Raw genomic sequence first — 19,614 nt, 5'->3', positions numbered from 1 at the left:
GCTCTAAGCCACTTGTTCAATACGAATAAATTTATTTTCAGGGGTGAGTAACATTCTAAAACGCCCTCTTACACCCAAGCTTGTAACAAACGGTCTTAAATGATCGGCAGAAAACCGAATTGACTTCCCACCCTCTTCAACCACTTGAACAGAACTATATCGACCGTGGTAGTAATCCATGCAGTCGTTATAGCTCAATCTTAAATTAAAGTAATATTCAAGCATTTAATTAAGCGCTTTTTCAACTTTCTCGAATAAGTCGTCACTTAGTCCATCTAAATTAGATATACGTTCCAATTGCGTTTTCATAAGCGCTGAACGTGTTTTATCATAACGCTTCCAAAACATAAACGGTGTTAACATTCTTGACGCATTTTGTGGATTTATTGCATTAAGCTTAACAAGTAAATCACCTAGCAATTCATACCCTTGCCCGTCCACACGATGAAATTGCTGAGTATTAAAGTAACTAAAGCTACCTACTAAAGCACGCACTCTATTAGGATTTGAAAAATCAAAACTTGGGTGTTCGTATAATGACTTAATGTTAATAATTGCGTCTTCACCAGTTTGCATTGCTTGAAGCGCAAACCATTTGTCCATGACAAGTACTTCATGTCGCCACTGACTATCAAAGTGCGACAGTAATTCATCACAAAGCTCATGAGAAGCTTTTACCACAGCGCTAAGCGAACCCAACACATTGGTCATATTTGATGAGCTAGCAGCACGTTTAATAAATTTATCTGTTTGTTTACTTCGAACTTTTGCAAGATAATGCAGGCATATTTGCTGTAGTGAGCGCACAGCAACCGCTTCAGCACTTATGCTACCATCGTCATGTAATGAACCAAAACATGCGGTCAGCTCATCATTAAGGCTTGTAGCAATTTGCACTTCGAACTGTGCTACAACGCGAATAATTTCATCAACAGGAATAATTTCAAATTCAGCAGCTAATGTGTCAAAGCTAGGAAGTTTTAATAGCTCAGCAATTAACGCTAAATCGCCTTGTTTTGATACGACCAACACACGCAAGGCTTCAATTATTTCGTCACTCAATTGAAATTGTATATCAGAGTTAATTGCTGTTTTTACTGCTTTTATGAACAATTGTTGTTGTGCATCCCAACGTGAAAAATCACTTCGTGCAAAACGCATGATATGCAAAAGCTCTAGCTCAGTTGTTTGTTGAGTCAAAATACACGGTGCTGAAAAATCTTCTGATAAAACGGCAACTGGTTTGCACGTTACATTCTCAAAAATATAACGCTGCTTTGCATCAGTAACATTAAGTACATTACTTACTTTTAAGCCTTTGTACTGTAGTTCGATGCTATTACCAGATTCGTCTAACAACTCAATTGCAAACGGGATGTGCAAAGGTGCGTTATCGGGCTGATTAACAGGTGCATTTTGTTCTATGGTTAGTGTGTATGTATTAGAAGCACTATCGTAATGCTCTATAGCATTTAAACGAGGCGTGCCTGCCTGGCTATACCAACGCTTAAATTGCTCTAAATTAACACCCGATGCGTCACTCATAGCACTGACAAAGTCATCACATGTAACAGCTTGGCCATCATGGCGTTTAAAGTAAAGGGCCATACCTTTTTGGAAGTTATCCTCACCAAGCAAGGTATGCATCATTCTAATTACTTCAGCCCCCTTGTCGTATACTGTTACGGTATAAAAGTTATTCATTTCAATAACTTTTTCAGGCCGTATAGGGTGCGCCATAGGTCCTGCGTCTTCGCTAAACTGGTGAGTTCGCATTACCTTTACAGCATCAATGCGGTTGAGCGCGCGCGAACCTAGGTCACTACTAAATTCTTGATCTCTGAATACAGTTAGCCCCTCTTTAAGTGATAACTGAAACCAATCTCTGCAGGTAACACGATTACCAGTCCAGTTATGAAAGTATTCATGACCCACTATAGACTCAATAGTATGGTAATCTTTATCCGTTGCTGTTTCTTGATTTGCCAAGACACATTTACTATTGAATATGTTTAGGCCTTTATTTTCCATCGCACCCATATTAAAAAAATCTACGGCTACAATCATATATATATCAAGATCATATTCTAGGTTAAAACGCTCTTCATCCCATTGCATAGACTTTTTAAGTGATTGCATCGCATGAGGTGTTTTAGACAAATTACCCTTGTCTACAAATAAAACTAAATCAATTTTTCGACCACTTTTTGTTGTATACGTATCCTTTGATACATCAAAATCACCGGCAACTAATGCAAACAAATAGCTTGGTTTTTTAAATGGATCCTGCCATTTAGAAAAATGACGGCCGTCGGATGTCTTACCGGTATCAACTTGGTTACCATTAGACAACAAATGTGTGTACTTTAAATCTGCAACAATAGTCACATCAAACGTCGACAACACATCAGGGCGATCCATGTAGTATGTTATCTTTCTAAATCCCTGCGCCTCACACTGTGTACAATATGCTCCACCAGACAGATAGAGACCTTCTAAAGACGTATTCGTCTCAGGAGATATCTCAGTCACAATACGTAATTTACAATGCTCTGGTAGGTTATTAATGACTAGCTGTTCGTCAACAACACTGTAATCTGTTAGCTCAAGCGCATCTATCGATAAGGAAATTAACCGTAAATCTATGCCATCAAGTATTAGAGGTGATTGATCGCCACTAACACGTGTTAAGGTAAGTACGCTTATTACCGTTGTAGCTGTAGGCTGAAGATCAAAAGTTAGGTCTGTATGATCAATTAAAAAATTAGGGGCTTTATAGTCTTTGAGATATTGAGCTTGAGGTGTCTTTGAGTTAATCATATTTACTCCAAAGTAGCGCCTTTATCAATAAAGGCGCTACTAAATTTAGGCAGATTGTTTCGGCTTAATACGTAAAATTTTAATACCAAGGTAAGCATATATAACAGCTAAAACGGGATTAATTAAGTTGAAGAAAGCATAAAGCGCGTAATCGAAAGGGTTTATTAAAAGTACACTTTGCATGTAAGCACCACAAGTATTCCAAGGAATAAGCGGGCTGGTAATTGTACCGCCATCCTCTAAGGTGCGAGATAAATTAACTGGCTTCAAACCACGCTTTTTATATTCGTCTTTAAACATACGTCCAGGAACCACAATAGCGATATACTGATCAGCTGCAATGAGGTTGGTGCCAATACATGTTGCAATTGTAGAGGCAATTAAAGAGCCTGTACTTTTCGCTATTTTTAAAATACTTTTTACAAAAATATCCAACAGGCCCGTTTTTTCCATAATTGCGCCAAACATTAACGCAGTCATAATTAACCAGGTAGTTGTCAACATGCCCGCCATACCGCCACCGCTAAGTAGTGAATCCATTTTGTCATCACCGGTATCGATACTAAAGCCGTCAAAAAATGTCGTCCATACCAATTTGAAATACCCAACCACTTGGCCCTGGGAAGTATCAATTTGAGAGCCTATTAGGTCAGACTGAAATAACATTGCCCAAACAGCACCAACAACAGCACCAATAGAAATAGCAGGAAAAGCAGGCATTTTTTTAATTGCTAACACTAAAAGTACAATTAAAGGAATAAGCATTTCAAAACCAATGTTGAAATTTTGCTCCAAAATTAGCGTAATTTCGTCTAAGCGCCCCGCCTCATTAGATGCCGTTGCATTAAAGCCCATAAATATAAATATAATGAGTGCAATCACAAAGCTAGGGACTGTTGTCCATAGCATATGCTGAATATGTTCAAATAAGTCAGAGCCAACCACAGCGGGTGCAAGGTTAGTTGTTTCAGAGAGTGGACTTAGTTTATCACCAAAATACGCACCCGATATAACAGCACCAGCTGTAACCGTCTGCTCTAAGCCAAGGCCAGTGGCTACACCTAACAAAGCAACACCAATTGTAGCTGCTGTGGTCCACGAGCTACCAATACTCATAGCTACAATGCCACAAATTAAACAACTTGCGGCATAAAACCAACTAGGGTTAATTACTTGCAAACCATAATAAATTAACGTTGGTACTGTGCCAGATAGCAACCAAGTACCTATCAATGCGCCTACCATCAATAAAATGAGTATAGCGCCAAGTGACAGCGTTATACCTTCTATCATGGCTTGCTCAAGCTTTTTCCAAGTATAGCCGTTTTTTAGGCCAATGAGAGCAGCTGCAAAGGTTGCAAATAAAAGTGCAATTTGGTTTGGTCCAGATGACGAATTGTCGCCAAATAAATAAACCGCGGCCCCTAACAAACAAATTAAAACTGAAATGGGAATTAATGCATCAAGGAATGAGGCGGATTTGACTGGTTTATCATCCAATGGGTTCAAGGTTGAGACTCCTACACACATACAGCGTGTTTAATTATTATTTTTAGCACTTAGTGCGTATTAACTGAGCATTATTAAGCTGGCTCAATTTTTAATAGTTAGAGATTATAACAATTTAGGCAGTGATAGGTAGCAAAAAAGGCGCATAAGCGCCTTTTTTATAGTGGTAAAACCAGTTTTACTTTTTGGCTATACGCCCAAAATTTATGTAATCTTGAGTTATTAAGGCTGCCTCTTCAAGGAAAGGGTCAAGCTCATCAATAATTTCGGGTACATCATCTAGGTTTTCAACAGGGTCTTTACCTAATCGTTTCAAGCGTTCATTTGTACGTACTAATGCACGCGCTTCACCCTCTTCTTTTTCTTTAATGCGAGAAGCTTCAACTAAAGAAATTGTTTTACGATCTTTTTCTTCATTATAAAACGCAATATCGTCAAACACATAACCAAATTCTGGCTCAGATTTAATCCGATCTTTATGTTGTTTTTCAAGATACGGAATAACAGGTGTTAAGTTTCCTAACTTCTTATATTTTGCTTTTACAATGCTATCCCATGGTAATGCATTATCTTGCTTACTTTCACCCCACTCAGCAGGGTCTATCGCTGATGGAAAAGAAATATCAGGAATAACACCTTTATGCTGAGTACTGCCGCCATTTATACGGTAAAACTTCGCTATGGTGTATTGCACGCTACCTAGTGGGTTATCATAAAGGTCATATGCTCTTGCAAGACCTTTATGTTGCTGCACAGTGCCTTTACCAAACGTTTGTTCGCCAATAATAACAGCGCGACCATAATCTTGCATTGCAGCGGCAAAAATCTCAGAAGCAGAAGCACTGTAACGGTCAACTAGAACCGTTAAAGGGCCGTCGTAATAAGTAACGCCATCACGATCCCTTTGTTCTTCAATTCTGTTGTTCAATGTATGTATTTGTACGACAGGCCCTTGGTCAAAAAACAAACCAGAAAGCTGAGTAGCTTCATATAAAGAGCCCCCTCCATTTTGGCGTAAGTCGATAATAATACCGTCTACTTTAGCCTCTTTTAATTTAGCTAACTCAACTTTGACGTCTTTAGATAGGTTATTGTAAAAACCTGGGATTTCAATAACCCCAATTTTGCTTGTTAAATCAGAATATTTAGCTTCGAACACTTCTGACTTGGCAGCTCTGTCTTCAAGTCGGATTTTATCACGAGTAATTTCGACAACTTTAGGTGTGCCGTGAGCATCTGCCCCTTTTAAATATTGTAAACGTACTTTAGTGCCCTTTGGCCCTTTAATTAAATCTACAACATCGTCTAAACGCCAACCAATAACGTCAGTAAAATCTTCACCCTCTTGTGCTACACCAATAATTCGGTCATCGGCTTTAATTTGTTCTGTTTTATCCGCTGGACCGCCGGGAACAAGACTACGAATAACGGTGTAATCTTCGTCAGGAGTTAGCACTGCGCCAATCCCTTCAAGCTCTAAGTCCATATCCATTTTAAATTGTTCAGCACGTCTTGGTGATAGGTAAGACGTATGCGCCTCAATTGAGCGAGCTAAAGAATTTAAAACAATTTGAAAGGCGTCTTCTGAGTTTGATTGAACTAAACGTTTTTCTGCGTTTTTGTATCGCTTTGTGAGAACCTCTTTAATACCTTCCCAATCTTTACCTGTCATTTTTAAACGTAGTGCATCGTACTTAACGCGTTCACGCCAAATTTCATCTAGCTCAGCTTGCGATGTTGGCCAGGCTGCATCTTCACGATCAAAAAAATATTCATCTGGTTTCTCAAACGTCATTTCATTTTCTAATAAAGAAAGTGAATATTCGTAACGCTCAAAACGGCGCTTTAGGCTTAAATTAAATATATCAAACGTAAAGCCTAGTTTGCCGGTTGTTAAAGCGTTGTCAAAGCTATCGCGATATTGCTCAAACGATGCAATATCACTGGCTAAAAAAACGCTTTTATTAAAATCAAGGGATTCGATGTAACGATCATATACGCTACTAGAGAGCTCATCGTTAAATCGAACCGGGATATAGTGTGAACGAGTAAATAAGCTTGCCACGCGTTTACTGGCAGTACCATGTTGACTTTCTTGCTTGAGTAGAGGTAAATCATCAATTGTGACAGGCTCTACAGCAGCAAATAATGAGCCTGAGAACAGGGCTGCAACTACCGGAATGAGCGTAAACTTTTTACTCATACAAACTCCTTAATTTATGTACAGCTTATATAGTGTATAAGCTGTCTGCTTTGGTTTTAACTTGCATACCAGTCACTAATTCAACATGAACGTCGTCTTTGTTTACTTCAGTGATTACTGCATTTACAAGTGCTTGGCCTAGTTTAACCTTAACCTTGTTATTAACCTTGACCTCTGTCGCTGGTAAAGGTTCAATTTTACCTGAACGTTTAGCAGGTGCAGCTTTAGCTGTTTTGTTAGCCGACGCGTTTTTATCTGCGCCTTTACTTGCATGTGCTGGTTTTTTCTTAAAGTTTTTAGAATCTGAGTCTTGACGTGGACGCTGTTGTTTTTTGCGCTTAGCCATTTTTGCACGACTTTCTTCTAATGCTTTTTGAGCATGGTCAATATGCTCTTGCTCAACTTTTTCACCTTGATTACCATCAAGGTCAATACGAAACTCCGACTTTGTCACAGCTTCTAAATAACGCCAGTTAGACGTGTATTTTCTTAGTGCTTGACGAACTTGAGTCTTGCTTACTTTTTCAGACCCTTCAATACGCTCAGCAATATCTTTAAAAATACCGACTTTAAGCGGTTTGATACCGTCTTTTTGTTTAAAACATTGTGGAAATTCTTGGTACAAGAATTCCAATACTTCATTAATATCTTTTAGCTTGTTTGTGGTTTCCATTTTAGAACCTATTTTTCACATCTTTTCATCAAGGGACGAATCAACATAGTGTATTACCCAGTCGACCAGTTCTTCGAAATCGGCTTCAAGTACAGCCATATCACCTCGAAGGTGTTCCCAAATACCATTTATTATTTCATCGATTGATTCACAATCTAAATCATCTGGGAGTTTATCCCAAGCGATGTGAATCAAATCATTGAGCGTTTCCGCTACATGTTCTTCTTCGCCTTCCCAGTCACCTACATCTTGTAAAGCAAATAGGTAGTCTTGAACATTTAGCAAATCTTTCATTATAAGCTAGCCTCAAAGCATTTAACCAATGCTTCTAATCCCGCTTTGTCATCAGTGTCAAATCTAGAAATACTAGGACTGTCAATATCTAGCACCGCAAATATTTTACCATGTTTCATGATAGGTACAACAATCTCAGAGTTCGATGCTGCATCACAGGCAATATGCCCATCGAAGGCATGAACATCTTCAATTAGTTGTGTTTGCAACGTAGCTGCAGCCGTTCCACATACACCCTTTCCAACTGGAATACGGATACATGCTGGGTTACCCTGAAATGGGCCTAGCACTAATTCTGATGGCGAATCAATAAAGTAAAAGCCCGCCCAATTTACATCATCTAAAGAGGTAAATAACAGCGCGCTTATATTTGCCATATTAGCAATTACATTCGACTCACCGGCAATCAGCGATTCAGTTTGTTTAACTAATGACTGGTAAAAATCGTGCTTTTGCATACCAAACTACTTCTTATTAAACATACAGTAGCTAAAGGTACTCTTTGTGGTGAAAAATTGGAACCTTTTGCAGGTAAAAAAAAGGAATTTCCGCAGTTTAAAAGCGTCCTTGGTTAATAAAGACGCGATTATGATTTTGAAGTTTTACGAAGACCAAATAAAAACAGCCCTGCCGCTATTGCCGACATAACGCTATTAATCAAAAATATTTCGCCTGTAGATGCACTCAGTAGAAAACTAAAAATAGCCCCACCAACTAAACCAAGCGTTAAAACACCTGAGTAGTTCACTTTTGAATATTTAAACATTAATAAATAGCCAGGGACAACAAATGCAGCCATTGTTAACCCAACAATATGTGCATTAGAGATAGCCGTCATTAATAAAGAGAAAAATATTGAGACAAATTCACCTTTTAAGGTTACCGAATAGTAGACTCCTAATAAGCTACCCACAATAACAGGAGAAAGTAATGAAAGCGCAACGCTTTTTGCTAATTGGTGTTTCATTTAATAGTCCTTAATTACACATATACTTTACTAATAAGCATGCACCAAGAACCAAAAGTTAGAAACAGAGACTATGGTCGTAAATTACGCTCAAAAATAAAACACATTAAACGACGAACGACCTATCGTTCTCGGGAGGTAATTTTAATAAAGGTAAAGTTATTGCTTTTAAATAACAAGACAGGTGATTCAATCTGCAGATGTTAAACAGAAGAATTATATGATGACATAAGCTCTATGTTTAATTTTAAAATTAATTAAACATGAATGCTGATTTCAATTAATAGTTAAATCTAAAAAACAAAAAAGCCCGCTGTTTAGCGGGCTTTAATATAATGGTGGAGAGATAGGGATTTGAACCCTAGATAGGCTACAAACCTATGCCGGTTTTCAAGACCGGTGCATTCGACCACTCTGCCATCTCTCCAAAAGTGCTATAAATTACAAGTAAGAGTGTACTTATAATTATTGTAATAAGTGGTGGAGAGATAGGGATTTGAACCCTAGATAGGCTACAAACCTATGCCGGTTTTCAAGACCGGTGCATTCGACCACTCTGCCATCTCTCCGCACGGCCTGCATAATAGGGAAACCCGTTGGCTTTGTGAAGCTTTTTTTTAAAAAAATTGTTTAAGTGCTTAAAAAACAATTGATTTGTTCAAAGATAAAACAAAAATTTTCTTTTTGGTGCTTAAATGAACTTTAATTAAAAAATTAATGTCTATTGATCCACAAAGGTTTGCCCAAACATATAAGAGTTGGTAATCTAATTTTAGTTAAATTATCGAAACACACGTTTCACTTAAAGGAGCTCTACAATGGCGTTTAATCAATCGTACAATACCGCTAAACCGGTAATGTCTACCATTGAAACAAACAAGGTACTTAAAAACACCTACTTTTTACTAGCGATGACACTGGCATTTAGTGCAGTAACGGCTGGTATCTCAATGGCACTACAATTACCTTACTTTATGGGAATTGTGTTCACACTGGTTTCGTTTGGTTTACTATTTGTTGTAAACAAAAAAGCTGACACCGCATCTGGTGTATTTTGGGTATTTGCTTTCACTGGTTTAATGGGAGCTGGTTTAGGTCCAATGTTAAACCATTACGCTGCCATGCCTAATGGCCCAATGCTGATTATGCAAGCACTTGGTTCGACGGCACTTATTTTCTTTGGTCTATCTGCATATGCGCTTAACACCAAAAAAGACTTCTCTTTTATGGGCGGCTTTTTAACCGTTGGCCTAATTGTTGTTATTGTTGCGAGCATTGTTAACATATTCATCGGCAGCTCTTTAATGTTTATGGTGCTTAACGCTGCTGTTGTATTAATTATGTCTGGCTTAATTTTATTTGATACAAGCCGCATTATTAACGGCGGAGAAACTAACTACATTCGCGCTACAGTATCTTTATACCTGAATGTGTACAATCTCTTTACTTCATTACTGCACCTACTTGGCGCAAGTGATGACTAATTAAATAGTTCTGTTAAAATAGCCCCTTTATTGGGGCTTTTTTATTGGAATTGTTTTGGCACGATTTGTTCTTTCATTACACACACCACCATCAGATCACGATACCAGCCAACGTATAATTAAGTTTGCTAATGCGTGTTTATCTCAAGGGCACACCATAGACGCAATATTTTTGTACCAGCAAGGCGTTTATCATGCATCAACCCATTTTGACTTAGCCTCTGATGAGCTTCAAATTGGCGCATTATGGCAGCAGCTATCAAGTCAAAATATTAATCTTATGCTGTGTGTAACCGCTGCAGAAAAAAGAGGCCTAGATACGTCAAATACAAGCGTGTTTTCTGTGGCAGGTTTAGCGGAGTTTGCAATGCTTGTAAGCGACGCTGATAAATGGGTGCAATTTAAATGATTAATGTATTAGTAATGAGTCAAAGCAGTCCATTTGATGATCTAAACTTGCGCGACGCGCTCGATATGACGCTGATTTTTGCAGCTGTCGATCAAAATATCAGTTGGTTGTTTAGCGGCCCCGCCGTTTTAGCTTTAAAAAAACATCAAACTCCTTCTACAATAGGTATAAAAGATTTTTTTAAAAACATAAAAACGCTTGAAATTTATGACGTAGAGAACATCTATGTATGCGAAAAGTCGCTGCTTGATTATGGTTTAAGCAAAACTGATTTACTCATAGACGCATACACAATGACATTTAGTGAACAACAAACACTTATTAAAAAACAACATCATGTGGTGACCTTATGAGCACGCTGCATATTTTTTCAAAACCTTTAAATTATTACTCAGCTAATCAATTAGAGAACTTAATTAGCCTTGATGACCGGGTATTACTTTTAGGTGACGCGTGCTTTGCTAGTAAACAATTTAAACAGTTTTCAGACGCTCTCTTAGTACTTGAAGAGGACGCACACGTTCGCGCAATTAAGTTATCACACAACGACACTCCCATTAGCTACGACGAGTTTGTAGCGCTTACTTTAACCTCTACGCAATTAATTACTTGGTAATCCATGCTTGAATTTAACGAACAAACAATCGAAACCGATAAGCAAGGTTACTTACTTGACTATACACAATGGTCTAAGCAACTAGCACCCCTTATTGCAGAGCAAGAAAATATATCGCTTAGCGAACAACACTGGGAGGTGATTAACTTCGTCCGCGAATTTTATATTGAATACAACACAAGCCCAGCCATCCGCATGCTTGTAAAAGCAATGGCTAAAGCACTCGGAGAAGATAAAGGCAATAGTATTTATCTTTATAAGTTGTTCCCAAAGGGCCCGGCTAAACAAGCGACAAAAATTGCTGGATTACCAAAACCAGCCAGGTGTATTTAATGAGAAGTAAATCAAGTAACAAGCAAACACCCGCCTCCTCAAATAAGCGCAATACGGGTCGTAGCTATTCTAGAAGTGCAATTAAAAAGCCTACAAACAAAAGAGAAATAAAACCTCAAATAGACGCTAAAGACAAAAAAATTGTACTTTTTAACAAGCCTTTCGATGTACTTTGCCAGTTTACCGACGATGCAGACAGAAAAACGCTAGCTGAATTTATTCCTATTAAAGATGTATACGCTGCAGGACGATTAGACCGCGATAGTGAGGGGCTATTACTGCTAACAAACTGCGGTAAACTACAAAATACATTAACAGCACCTAATAAAAAAACCAATAAAACGTACTGGGTCCAAGTAGAAGGCGAACCTTCTACACAATCAATACAAGCTTTATGTAAAGGTGTTGAACTTAAAGACGGGCTCACACTGCCTGCTAATGTAAAAATAATTAATGAACCTGATATTTGGCAACGTACCCCGCCGGTTCGTGAACGAAAGTCTATTCCTACCACATGGCTCAGTATTACCATTAATGAAGGAAAAAATAGACAAGTTCGCCGAATGACTGCTCATATTGGCCACCCAACTCTTAGGCTCATCCGTTACAGCATAGGTAATTACACTTTAGACGATATTAATAATGGTGAATATAAAATCATTAAAGGTAGCGTTAATGCATAAGCCAAATGTAACAGTAGCCGCCATCGTAAAAAAACATAACGAATACTTATTAGTAAAAGAGCGCGATAAATTTACTAGCCGCATTTGCTACAATCAACCAGCAGGCCATTTAGAAAAGAATGAAACGCTAGCCCAAGCAGCAAGCCGCGAATTATATGAAGAGACAGGTTTGTCACTCACCCCTACAGGCCTTTTAGGCATTTATAACTTATACGCTGATAACGGTGTTCATTACTTAAGATTTTGTTTTTTATTTGATGCGACTGGCACCAGCCAACAACTCAATCCAATTGATAAAGATATTATAAGTGCCCACTGGTTCAACCTTGAACAGATTAAGTCTTTAGCACTACGAAGCCCGCTCGTTCAAAAATGCATTGATGACGCGATAACGCGTCCGCCATTAAGCCTAGATACTATTTATAACTAATCAAAAATTAAGGCATGTTGATGGTGTGTTTTAAAGTTTGCTCTGACTAGAGGGCCTACATAGTGACGTGGGGTATGTAATTGCTCTTGTGTTATTTTTGTGAGTTGCAACCATGTACGGATAAGTAAAAAAAGCAAAAATTTCTGCGTTCAGCCTAAGCCCTTGCCTACCCCATGTAGGCAACAAATAATTAATTTAACTTTGAGAGTGTAGTGCAATACAGTTTCTGCCTTGGTCTTTTGCATAATACAGTGCGCTATCGGCTCCTTTAACAAAGCTTACTTTATCGTTTTCGTAATTAGCTGTTGAGTTAACACCCATACTGACAGACAATAAACCGCTATAAGTTTCTTCATGCACAATTGCCAAGCTTTCAACAGCCTTCTGTATTTGCTCAGCAATAAATAGTGCACCTTCCCTATCCGTATCAGGAAGTAACACAACAAACTCTTCACCACCGTATCTGGCAACAAAATCCTCAGGACGGTTTACAGTCGATGCAATAGTTTGAGCCACTTCGTATAAACAAGAGTCACCTGCTAAATGACCGTAGCGGTCGTTAAACTGTTTAAAAAAATCAACATCAATAATTATTAAGGATATTGCCCCTTCGCATTCCTTGGCTTTATCAAATTCATGGGCAAGTTTTTCATCAAATCGACGCCTATTAGCAATTTTGGTTAATGAATCCAAAAACGCCATATCCCTTAAAATATCCTCAGCCTCTATTCGTTCGGTTGCATCTTTAAATACGGCTAAAAATTCTTCGCCAATATTTATCCCCGACACCTCCATAACCACTTGTGTGCCATCACTTCGTGCAACAGTGTAGTTATTGGCTGGTATATCGTCATTATTACTCTTCGCTTTTTTCAAAGCTTCAGACCATAGATTTTGAGCTTGTAACCTATATTGAGGATCTGGGTAGGCCTTTTTCCACCATGCATGAAGGTTAGGCACATCCTCAACAGTATAACCAAACACATCTACAAACCGTTGGTTTACTCTGAGGATATCACCAGTTTTACTACACACGTTACACACCGGCATAGGGAGCACTGAAAATAACTTAGCATAATGACTTATCTCATGCTTTCGCATTGGGTTTAAGGTACTGCGGGATAAAAAGCTCATCGGCATTTCTTTGCTTTCAGCACTTAATTGTTCGTGCATTTGTATAGCAAAATCCCATTCTAGCCACCAATGTTCTAATTTATCCAAAAGCTGCATTTCCAGACTATGCACTTCTGTAGTGTGCTTAATTAAATTAAACAAATCACTAATTTGATGATGGGATTGGGCGTGTTTGAGTTTTATTAATTCATAAAAAAGGTTATAGGCTGACTTTTTTAAATCTAACAAATTTATGATTAAAAGCTTATTAGAAATGAGATTTACTTGATGTTTGTTTTGTTCTACGAACGATCTAATTTTATTAATTTTGTATGCGTGATTCATATACTCATTCCATTGATTATATTTTACAGCTCATTGATTGGGTTCACCCATCCAACCTTATTACTAATGAGTGTATCTATACTCTAATCACTTTAAAAGAACTTATTATTAAATTTTAATAAGAGACTCATATTTTATTTTGTTTTTAACCATTGAATTGGAATCAAATTTGCTCAAAAAAATATTGTGTTAGCGCCTTAGGTAACTTAGCTATTTATTATATTAATAAAATACCCACTAATTGTTAGGTTTGCCTTGTTAGTCTCTTTAAGCAGAAACAAAATACATGCTATAATCGCCACCTTTCCAAGTTAACAGTAATCTGTATAAGCGAAATTATTCATGAGCGAAAATAGTCACATTAAAGTCATCGTTGGCATGTCCGGCGGTGTTGATTCTTCTGTATCTGCATATTTGTTACAACAACAGGGCTACCAAGTAGAAGGCCTGTTTATGAAGAACTGGGAAGAAGACGACAATGACGAGTACTGTGCCGCTGCAGAAGACTTAAAAGATGCACAAGCTGTATGCGACAAGCTAGGCATTGAGCTACATACAGTAAACTTTGCAGCTGAATATTGGGATAACGTATTTGAATACTTTTTAGAAGAATACAAAGCAGGCCGTACTCCTAACCCCGATATAATGTGTAACAAAGAAATCAAATTTAAAGCCTTCTTAGAATTTGCTGCACAAGCACTGGGTGCGGACTTTATTGCAACAGGCCATTATGTGCGTCGTGAGCTTCGGGACGACAAATATGTAATGTGTCGTGGTTTAGATAACAACAAAGATCAAAGCTACTTTTTGTACACCTTAAGTCACGAACACATCGCTCAAACACTTTTCCCTGTGGGCTATATCGCCAAGCCAGAAGTTCGCCGTATTGCTGAAGAGCAAGATTTAATTACTCATGATAAAAAAGACAGCACCGGTATTTGTTTTATTGGCGAACGTAAATTTAAAGACTTTTTACAAAAGTTTTTACCTGCTCAACCAGGTGTTATTGAAGACACAGAAGGTAATAACGTCGGCGAGCACGAAGGCTTAATGTACCACACACTTGGCCAACGAAAGGGCTTGCTAATTGGTGGTATGAAAGAAGGTTCTGGCGAGCCTTGGTACGTTGTAGACAAAGATGTTGAGCGTAACGTACTTATTGTGGGTCAGGGTAAAGACCACCCACGCCTATATAGTAATGGTTTAAATGCTAACCAACTCCACTGGGTAGACCGTACAGGTCCAAAAGGAACGACACGTTGCACCGTTAAAACACGTTACCGCCAAGAAGATATAAACTGTACTTTGCTTGTTGGGGATGACGGTATGGCCCGTGTGTTATTTGATGAACCTCAAAAAGCGGTTACACCAGGTCAGTCTGCGGTATTTTATGCGCAAGAAGTTTGCTTAGGCGGCGGTATTATTGACTCGGTGATCAAGTAATGAATGAACACCAAGTTATGGCGCTTGCCGCTATGTGCCAAGCCGCTAAACAAGTACAAAAAATCGCGCAATATGGCAGTAATAATGAGCACGATTTAGACATACTGCTTTCTAGTATTGTTCAAACATCACCAGCATCACCAGAAGATGTATACCAAGGTACTCATAATTTACGAGATGGCTACAAAACCTTGATGGAACAACTCTCTGCGGGCGCTCAGAAAGATGTTGAGATTGTAAAATATGTTGGTGGCTTAATGCAGCTTGAGCGAGCACTTAGCGCAAACGACAAAAGCTTAAACGAATTAGGTAAACGTATTGATGATATTCATCGTCGTTTAGACCATTTTGCCATAACCGATGACACCGTTGTTGCCGGTTTGGCAGATATATACTCATCGGTGCTAAGCCCCCTTGGGCACCGAATACAGGTTTATGGTAAACCCGAGTTATTAAAACAGCAACTCACTCAAAATAAAATCCGCGCATTACTACTTGCGGGGATCAGAAGTGCAGTATTGTGGCGACAAATGGGCGGTAAACGCCGTCACTTTTTCTTTGCAAAAAGAAAAATAATCGCCATTGCTAAAGCAAAAATTTAATTATCGTTCAAACAAATATTTAGGAGTTATTATGGAGCTTTCAGCGTTAACGGCTATCTCGCCAGTTGATGGTCGCTACGGCAGCAAAACCACTGAACTACGCAGTATTTTCAGCGAATTTGGCTTAATTAAATACCGCGTAATTGTTGAAGTGCGTTGGTTGCAAGCGCTAGCTGCAGCAAGCGACATTAAAGAAGTACCGGCATTTAGCGAACAAGCAAATGCACTTTTAAACGCTATTGTTGATAACTTCAGTGAAGCCGACGCTCAGCGCGTTAAAGACATTGAACGTACAACTAACCACGACGTTAAAGCCGTTGAATACCTTCTAAAAGAAAAAGTGGCTGATAACGCAGAGCTTCATGCTATCAACGAATTTATTCACTTTGCATGTACCTCTGAAGATATTAATAACCTATCACATGGTTTAATGTTAACTGAAGCCCGTGACAACGTATTGCTACCATATTGTGACCAATTACTTAACGCCATTAAAGAAAAAGCGATTGAGTATAAATCAGTGCCAATGATGACTCGTACACACGGACAACCTGCTACACCATCAACTATGGGTAAAGAGTTTGCAAACGTATACATGCGTTTAAAGCGTCAACGCGACCAAATTGCGCAAGTTGAAATGCTAGGTAAAGTAAATGGTGCTGTAGGTAACTACAATGCTCACCTAAGTGCATACCCAGATTACGACTGGCATACACATGCAGATAAGTTTGTATCAAGCTTAGGTTTAACATTAAACCCATTTACTACACAAATTGAACCGCATGATTACATTGCAGAATTATTTGATGCAATTGCACGTTTTAATACTATTTTGCTTGATTTTGATCGTGACGTTTGGGGTTACATTGCCCTTAACCACTTTAAGCAAAAAACAATTGCAGGCGAAATTGGCTCATCAACAATGCCGCATAAAGTTAACCCTATTGATTTTGAAAACTCAGAAGGTAACTTGGGTTTAGCTAATGCAATTTTTGCACACCTTGCACAAAAACTGCCTGTTTCTCGCTGGCAGCGTGACCTTACAGATTCAACTGTGTTACGTAACCTTGGTGTGGGTATGGGTTATGCGCTTATTGCATATCAATCAACCCTTAAAGGTGTTAGTAAACTTGAAGTTAACGAACAACGTCTGCTTGAAGAGCTAGATCAAAACTGGGAATTACTTGCTGAGCCTATTCAAACTGTTATGCGCAAATACGGTATTGAAAAGCCATACGAAAAACTTAAAGATTTAACCCGTGGTAAACGCGTAAATCAAGAAATAATGGCTGACTTCATCGATGGCTTAGACCTGCCAGAAGATGCCAAAGTAGAAATGAAAAAACTAACACCGGCTAATTACATTGGCCGCGCGGTTGAATTTATTGACGATTTAGTTTAATAATTAAACGCGACTATTAAAAAGCGAAAGGTTTATCCTTTCGCTTTTTTTGTATAAAAAACAAAGCAATTTCTAGCAGGCAAACGCATGTATCAATTAAAAATAAACGATTTATCTGAACAAGAATTTTTAACCCATTTTTGGCAAAAAAAGCCGCTTTTGATCAAACAAGGGTTTAGTCACTTTGAAGATCCACTTGATGCAAACGAACTTGCTGGCTTAGCCATGGAAGACTCTATTGAGTCGCGTATTGTTACTAATCACAACAACGATTGGCAAACTCATCAAGGACCTTTTGAAGACTTTGAAGTCCTTACAGAGCAAAATTCAACGTTATTAGTACAAGCAGTTGATCACTGGCATTCTGATGCAGCTTTGCTGCTAGAGCCCTTTAGATTTATTCCTAACTGGCGCATTGATGATTTAATGATCAGCTTTTCTACCCCTAATGGGGGTGTTGGCCCGCATTTAGATCAATACGATGTTTTCATTATTCAAGGTGAAGGAAAACGTCATTGGCGAGTAGGCCTACCCGACCCAACGCTTAAGCAATTTGCTCAAAATAAAAAACTATTACAAGTTGAAGCCTTTGAAGCAGTCATAGACTGTATTTTAGAGACCGGTGATATTTTGTATATACCGCCAGGCTGCCCGCATGAAGGCTACGCAGTTGAAAATGCACTTAATTACTCTGTGGGATTTAGAGCACCAAATCAGCAAGATTTACTTTCAAGCTTTGCCGATCATATTATTGATACTGAAAGTGGTCAAACGCGCTACACCGATCATAATTTAGTAAGCAGAGCCTCTAAAGGTGAACTTAACAACGCTGAAGTAGAAAAAGTTAAACACCTTATGGCGTCAATGCTAGAAAATAACGATTTATTTAAGCAGTGGCTTGGCAAAACCTTAAGCCAACCAAAGCATGAAATGGACTTAGCACCAGTAGAGCCTGCTTTTACCCAAGAGCAAATATTAAATGAATTAGCAGAGCCAGAAACTATTTTTGAACGAGTAGGTGGCACACGTGCAATTTATCAGCTGTGTGATAATGAACTTCTTGTCAGTGTGAATGGTGAAAATTTTACACTGCCTCTCGAGGACTTAGCAGCAGTAAAATTACTGACCGACGAGACTGAGTTTAAGACTAACGAAATGGTTAAAACAAAAAACAGCCTAGTTTTTGTTCAAATGTTTACTACACTTGTTAATGAAGGTATTTGGTTTAACACTAACCAAGAGTAACAAGTAGGAGGCCATTGTGGGTTATCGAGTAACTAAAGTTGAATGGGATCGACAAAAAGATCAGTTACAACAAATAAGGGAGCGCGTTTTTGTTTATGAGCTGCACATACCCAAACGCGTTGAATTTGATAACCACGATAAATTAGCTCTGCATGTACTTGTAACAGACGATACCCGTTGTCCTGTAGCTACTGCACGATTATGTGATGACGGCTTAATTAGTCGCTTAGCTGTACTGCCTGATCACAGAAACCGAAAGGTATATTGCTCATTACTCAATTACATTTTTGATTTGGCTACAGAGCAAGGCATTGAGTCTATTAGCGTTAACTGTGTATTACATGAAGTTGAACGCTTTATACGTAATGGATTTATAAAGCAAGGCAACGTATTTATGGAAGCGGGTATACCAAGGCAAAGGCTTAAATGCCCAGTTAGGTGTGCAGATACAACACCTTTTACGTTAGTTCATTAATTAAATTGTAAGGGTAATCGACAATCGATTACCCTTTTTTGATTATTTTGGTTCGTGAGCCCAAAGCTTATCGTTATCGTATAACTCGTATAGACCATGTGCTCTTTTTACTAATAAGTTAGCAAAATCTGCCTGTGTTTTATCACGTGCGCCCGTACTCATTATCTGGTCTGCTTTTAACTGCCATTGCAGCGAAAAATAACGCATAGCATCACGTGCATCTGATGCCGCCCCCACTTCAGCATGATCTGTTGGTAATTGGCCAGTAACAACCCAATACGTTTTTCCATTTTGCGCTTTAAATTTCCACATAGCGCAAATAGGCGCTAAAAAACGGCTGTCTTGCTCAACTACCGACTTAGGCATAATGCCTTTTTCTGCTAAATATTTTTGTGCTGTTTGAAAACATCCACGTTGCCATGCAACACGTTGTTGTTCGGCTAAAGCTTGCTCTTCAGGTGTTAATTGTTTTTGTTGTTGTTCCATTGTAATGACCTTATTACTTCTTTTTAAACACTGTAAGGTCTTAGTAAATAAGGTGCAAGCATAAAACAGGCTGCTTGCACTT

Annotated in this window: 22 protein-coding genes and 2 tRNA genes; 12 read left to right on the top strand and 12 right to left on the bottom strand. The window is 38.5% G+C overall.

What is annotated here, in order from left to right; all coding sequences use genetic code 11:
• Nucleotides 1-3: 3 nt before the first annotated feature.
• From CWB62_RS10020 to CWB62_RS09975, 10 genes are all read right to left on the bottom strand, one after another.
• The gene (locus CWB62_RS10020) at nt 4-225 is read right to left on the bottom strand and encodes a DUF2835 domain-containing protein (RefSeq protein ID WP_058405543.1); all 222 of its coding nucleotides are present in this window, start codon (nt 223-225) and stop codon (nt 4-6) included.
• The gene (gene pepN / locus CWB62_RS10015) at nt 226-2,820 is read right to left on the bottom strand and encodes an aminopeptidase N (RefSeq protein ID WP_138529212.1); all 2,595 of its coding nucleotides are present in this window, start codon (nt 2,818-2,820) and stop codon (nt 226-228) included.
• Nucleotides 2,821-2,865: 45 nt separating this feature from the next.
• Nucleotides 2,866-4,329, bottom strand: coding sequence for a Na+/H+ antiporter NhaC (gene nhaC, locus CWB62_RS10010; RefSeq protein WP_171034606.1), 1,464 nt, complete (start codon nt 4,327-4,329; stop codon nt 2,866-2,868).
• A gap of 178 nt (nt 4,330-4,507) precedes the next feature.
• A complete protein-coding gene (gene prc, locus CWB62_RS10005; RefSeq protein ID WP_138529214.1) occupies nt 4,508-6,532 on the bottom strand; it encodes a carboxy terminal-processing peptidase in 2,025 nt (674 codons plus the stop codon).
• A 25-nt stretch (nt 6,533-6,557) separates the two neighbouring features.
• Nucleotides 6,558-7,205: an RNA chaperone ProQ gene (proQ, locus tag CWB62_RS10000; RefSeq protein WP_138529216.1), complete on the bottom strand. Its 648-nt coding sequence runs from the start codon at nt 7,203-7,205 to the stop codon at nt 6,558-6,560.
• A gap of 15 nt (nt 7,206-7,220) precedes the next feature.
• Nucleotides 7,221-7,499, bottom strand: a complete 279-nt coding sequence (locus tag CWB62_RS09995; RefSeq protein ID WP_058405538.1) for a hypothetical protein — start codon at nt 7,497-7,499, stop codon at nt 7,221-7,223.
• Nucleotides 7,499-7,957, bottom strand: coding sequence for a free L-methionine (R)-S-oxide reductase MsrC (gene msrC, locus CWB62_RS09990; protein ID WP_010556413.1), 459 nt, complete (start codon nt 7,955-7,957; stop codon nt 7,499-7,501). Before msrC ends, CWB62_RS09995 begins: the two co-directional genes overlap by 1 nt.
• Nucleotides 7,958-8,085: 128 nt before the next feature.
• The gene (locus CWB62_RS09985; RefSeq protein ID WP_138529218.1) at nt 8,086-8,466 is read right to left on the bottom strand and encodes a hypothetical protein; all 381 of its coding nucleotides are present in this window, start codon (nt 8,464-8,466) and stop codon (nt 8,086-8,088) included.
• A 336-nt stretch (nt 8,467-8,802) separates the two neighbouring features.
• Nucleotides 8,803-8,893 (bottom strand) — tRNA-Ser (locus CWB62_RS09980).
• A 51-nt stretch (nt 8,894-8,944) separates the two neighbouring features.
• A tRNA-Ser gene (locus CWB62_RS09975) sits at nt 8,945-9,035 on the bottom strand.
• Between the two features lie 249 nt (nt 9,036-9,284).
• Here CWB62_RS09975 and CWB62_RS09970 point away from each other — a divergent pair.
• The 7 genes from CWB62_RS09970 to CWB62_RS09940 are packed head-to-tail and all read left to right on the top strand — an operon-like array spanning nt 9,285 to nt 12,421.
• A complete protein-coding gene (locus CWB62_RS09970) occupies nt 9,285-9,950 on the top strand; it encodes a Bax inhibitor-1/YccA family protein (RefSeq protein ID WP_006792828.1) in 666 nt (221 codons plus the stop codon).
• A gap of 55 nt (nt 9,951-10,005) precedes the next feature.
• A complete protein-coding gene (gene tusD, locus CWB62_RS09965; RefSeq protein ID WP_138529220.1) occupies nt 10,006-10,359 on the top strand; it encodes a sulfurtransferase complex subunit TusD in 354 nt (117 codons plus the stop codon).
• Nucleotides 10,356-10,712 (top strand): sulfurtransferase complex subunit TusC, encoded by a 357-nt coding sequence (gene tusC / locus CWB62_RS09960; RefSeq protein WP_138529222.1) that lies wholly within the window; start codon nt 10,356-10,358, stop codon nt 10,710-10,712. Before tusD ends, tusC begins: the two co-directional genes overlap by 4 nt.
• The gene (locus CWB62_RS09955) at nt 10,709-10,975 is read left to right on the top strand and encodes a DsrH/TusB family sulfur metabolism protein (RefSeq protein ID WP_058553171.1); all 267 of its coding nucleotides are present in this window, start codon (nt 10,709-10,711) and stop codon (nt 10,973-10,975) included. The genes tusC and CWB62_RS09955 overlap by 4 nt, the downstream gene beginning before the upstream one ends.
• 3 nt (nt 10,976-10,978) lie before the next feature.
• Nucleotides 10,979-11,308, top strand: coding sequence for a TusE/DsrC/DsvC family sulfur relay protein (locus CWB62_RS09950; RefSeq protein WP_138529224.1), 330 nt, complete (start codon nt 10,979-10,981; stop codon nt 11,306-11,308).
• On the top strand, nt 11,308-11,991 hold the full coding sequence (locus CWB62_RS09945) for a pseudouridine synthase (protein ID WP_138529227.1): 684 nt from the start codon (nt 11,308-11,310) through the stop codon (nt 11,989-11,991). The genes CWB62_RS09950 and CWB62_RS09945 overlap by 1 nt, the downstream gene beginning before the upstream one ends.
• Entirely contained in the window at nt 11,984-12,421 is a 438-nt protein-coding gene (locus tag CWB62_RS09940) for an NUDIX domain-containing protein (RefSeq protein WP_058405531.1), read from the top strand. The genes CWB62_RS09945 and CWB62_RS09940 overlap by 8 nt, the downstream gene beginning before the upstream one ends.
• 195 nt (nt 12,422-12,616) lie before the next feature.
• Here the strand turns inward: CWB62_RS09940 and CWB62_RS09935 are convergent, their stop codons facing one another.
• Entirely contained in the window at nt 12,617-13,879 is a 1,263-nt protein-coding gene (locus CWB62_RS09935; protein WP_058405530.1) for a GGDEF domain-containing protein, read from the bottom strand.
• Nucleotides 13,880-14,221: 342 nt separating this feature from the next.
• Between CWB62_RS09935 and mnmA the strand changes: the two genes are divergently transcribed.
• The 5 genes from mnmA (at nt 14,222) to CWB62_RS09910 (ending at nt 19,046) form a co-directional block, all read left to right on the top strand.
• Nucleotides 14,222-15,322, top strand: a complete 1,101-nt coding sequence (gene mnmA / locus CWB62_RS09930; protein WP_138529229.1) for a tRNA 2-thiouridine(34) synthase MnmA — start codon at nt 14,222-14,224, stop codon at nt 15,320-15,322.
• Nucleotides 15,322-15,924 carry a high frequency lysogenization protein HflD gene (gene hflD, locus CWB62_RS09925; protein ID WP_006792838.1) on the top strand — a complete coding sequence of 201 codons (603 nt, stop codon included), beginning with the start codon at nt 15,322-15,324 and terminating at the stop codon, nt 15,922-15,924. The genes mnmA and hflD overlap by 1 nt, the downstream gene beginning before the upstream one ends.
• A 31-nt stretch (nt 15,925-15,955) precedes the next feature.
• Nucleotides 15,956-17,326, top strand: coding sequence for an adenylosuccinate lyase (gene purB, locus CWB62_RS09920; protein WP_058405528.1), 1,371 nt, complete (start codon nt 15,956-15,958; stop codon nt 17,324-17,326).
• 87 nt (nt 17,327-17,413) lie between these two features.
• Nucleotides 17,414-18,571 carry a cupin domain-containing protein gene (locus CWB62_RS09915; RefSeq protein WP_138529231.1) on the top strand — a complete coding sequence of 386 codons (1,158 nt, stop codon included), beginning with the start codon at nt 17,414-17,416 and terminating at the stop codon, nt 18,569-18,571.
• A 16-nt stretch (nt 18,572-18,587) separates the two neighbouring features.
• Complete coding sequence (locus CWB62_RS09910) at nt 18,588-19,046, top strand: GNAT family N-acetyltransferase (RefSeq protein WP_138529233.1); 459 nt, start codon at nt 18,588-18,590, stop codon at nt 19,044-19,046.
• A 42-nt stretch (nt 19,047-19,088) separates the two neighbouring features.
• On the opposite strand, the gene CWB62_RS09905 is transcribed toward CWB62_RS09910, so the two are convergent.
• Nucleotides 19,089-19,532 carry a DUF4826 family protein gene (locus CWB62_RS09905; protein ID WP_058405525.1) on the bottom strand — a complete coding sequence of 148 codons (444 nt, stop codon included), beginning with the start codon at nt 19,530-19,532 and terminating at the stop codon, nt 19,089-19,091.
• Between the last annotated feature and the right edge of the window lie 82 nt (nt 19,533-19,614).

Origin of the sequence: Pseudoalteromonas sp. S408, assembly GCF_005886645.1 — a bacterium.
GTDB lineage: Bacteria > Pseudomonadota > Gammaproteobacteria > Enterobacterales > Alteromonadaceae > Pseudoalteromonas.
Note: the sequence above shows the minus strand (reverse complement) of the source record. Positions and strands in the feature narration are given on the sequence as shown.

What these genes read in the sequence shown, in the direction of transcription:
- CWB62_RS09940 (WP_058405531.1), top strand. Translation starts at nt 11,984, where the DNA reads ATGCATAAGCCAAATGTAACAGTAGCCGCCATCGTAAAAAAACATAAC.
- hflD (WP_006792838.1), top strand. Translation starts at nt 15,322, where the DNA reads ATGAATGAACACCAAGTTATGGCGCTTGCCGCTATGTGCCAAGCCGCT.
- CWB62_RS09985 (WP_138529218.1), bottom strand. Translation starts at nt 8,466, where the DNA reads ATGAAACACCAATTAGCAAAAAGCGTTGCGCTTTCATTACTTTCTCCT.
- msrC (WP_010556413.1), bottom strand. Translation starts at nt 7,957, where the DNA reads ATGCAAAAGCACGATTTTTACCAGTCATTAGTTAAACAAACTGAATCG.
- CWB62_RS09935 (WP_058405530.1), bottom strand. Translation starts at nt 13,879, where the DNA reads ATGAATCACGCATACAAAATTAATAAAATTAGATCGTTCGTAGAACAA.
- proQ (WP_138529216.1), bottom strand. Translation starts at nt 7,205, where the DNA reads ATGGAAACCACAAACAAGCTAAAAGATATTAATGAAGTATTGGAATTC.
- mnmA (WP_138529229.1), top strand. Translation starts at nt 14,222, where the DNA reads ATGAGCGAAAATAGTCACATTAAAGTCATCGTTGGCATGTCCGGCGGT.
- pepN (WP_138529212.1), bottom strand. Translation starts at nt 2,820, where the DNA reads ATGATTAACTCAAAGACACCTCAAGCTCAATATCTCAAAGACTATAAA.
- CWB62_RS10020 (WP_058405543.1), bottom strand. Translation starts at nt 225, where the DNA reads ATGCTTGAATATTACTTTAATTTAAGATTGAGCTATAACGACTGCATG.
- prc (WP_138529214.1), bottom strand. Translation starts at nt 6,532, where the DNA reads ATGAGTAAAAAGTTTACGCTCATTCCGGTAGTTGCAGCCCTGTTCTCA.
- tusC (WP_138529222.1), top strand. Translation starts at nt 10,356, where the DNA reads ATGATTAATGTATTAGTAATGAGTCAAAGCAGTCCATTTGATGATCTA.
- CWB62_RS09950 (WP_138529224.1), top strand. Translation starts at nt 10,979, where the DNA reads ATGCTTGAATTTAACGAACAAACAATCGAAACCGATAAGCAAGGTTAC.
- CWB62_RS09915 (WP_138529231.1), top strand. Translation starts at nt 17,414, where the DNA reads ATGTATCAATTAAAAATAAACGATTTATCTGAACAAGAATTTTTAACC.
- CWB62_RS09995 (WP_058405538.1), bottom strand. Translation starts at nt 7,499, where the DNA reads ATGAAAGATTTGCTAAATGTTCAAGACTACCTATTTGCTTTACAAGAT.
- CWB62_RS09970 (WP_006792828.1), top strand. Translation starts at nt 9,285, where the DNA reads ATGGCGTTTAATCAATCGTACAATACCGCTAAACCGGTAATGTCTACC.
- CWB62_RS09955 (WP_058553171.1), top strand. Translation starts at nt 10,709, where the DNA reads ATGAGCACGCTGCATATTTTTTCAAAACCTTTAAATTATTACTCAGCT.
- CWB62_RS09905 (WP_058405525.1), bottom strand. Translation starts at nt 19,532, where the DNA reads ATGGAACAACAACAAAAACAATTAACACCTGAAGAGCAAGCTTTAGCC.
- CWB62_RS09945 (WP_138529227.1), top strand. Translation starts at nt 11,308, where the DNA reads ATGAGAAGTAAATCAAGTAACAAGCAAACACCCGCCTCCTCAAATAAG.
- purB (WP_058405528.1), top strand. Translation starts at nt 15,956, where the DNA reads ATGGAGCTTTCAGCGTTAACGGCTATCTCGCCAGTTGATGGTCGCTAC.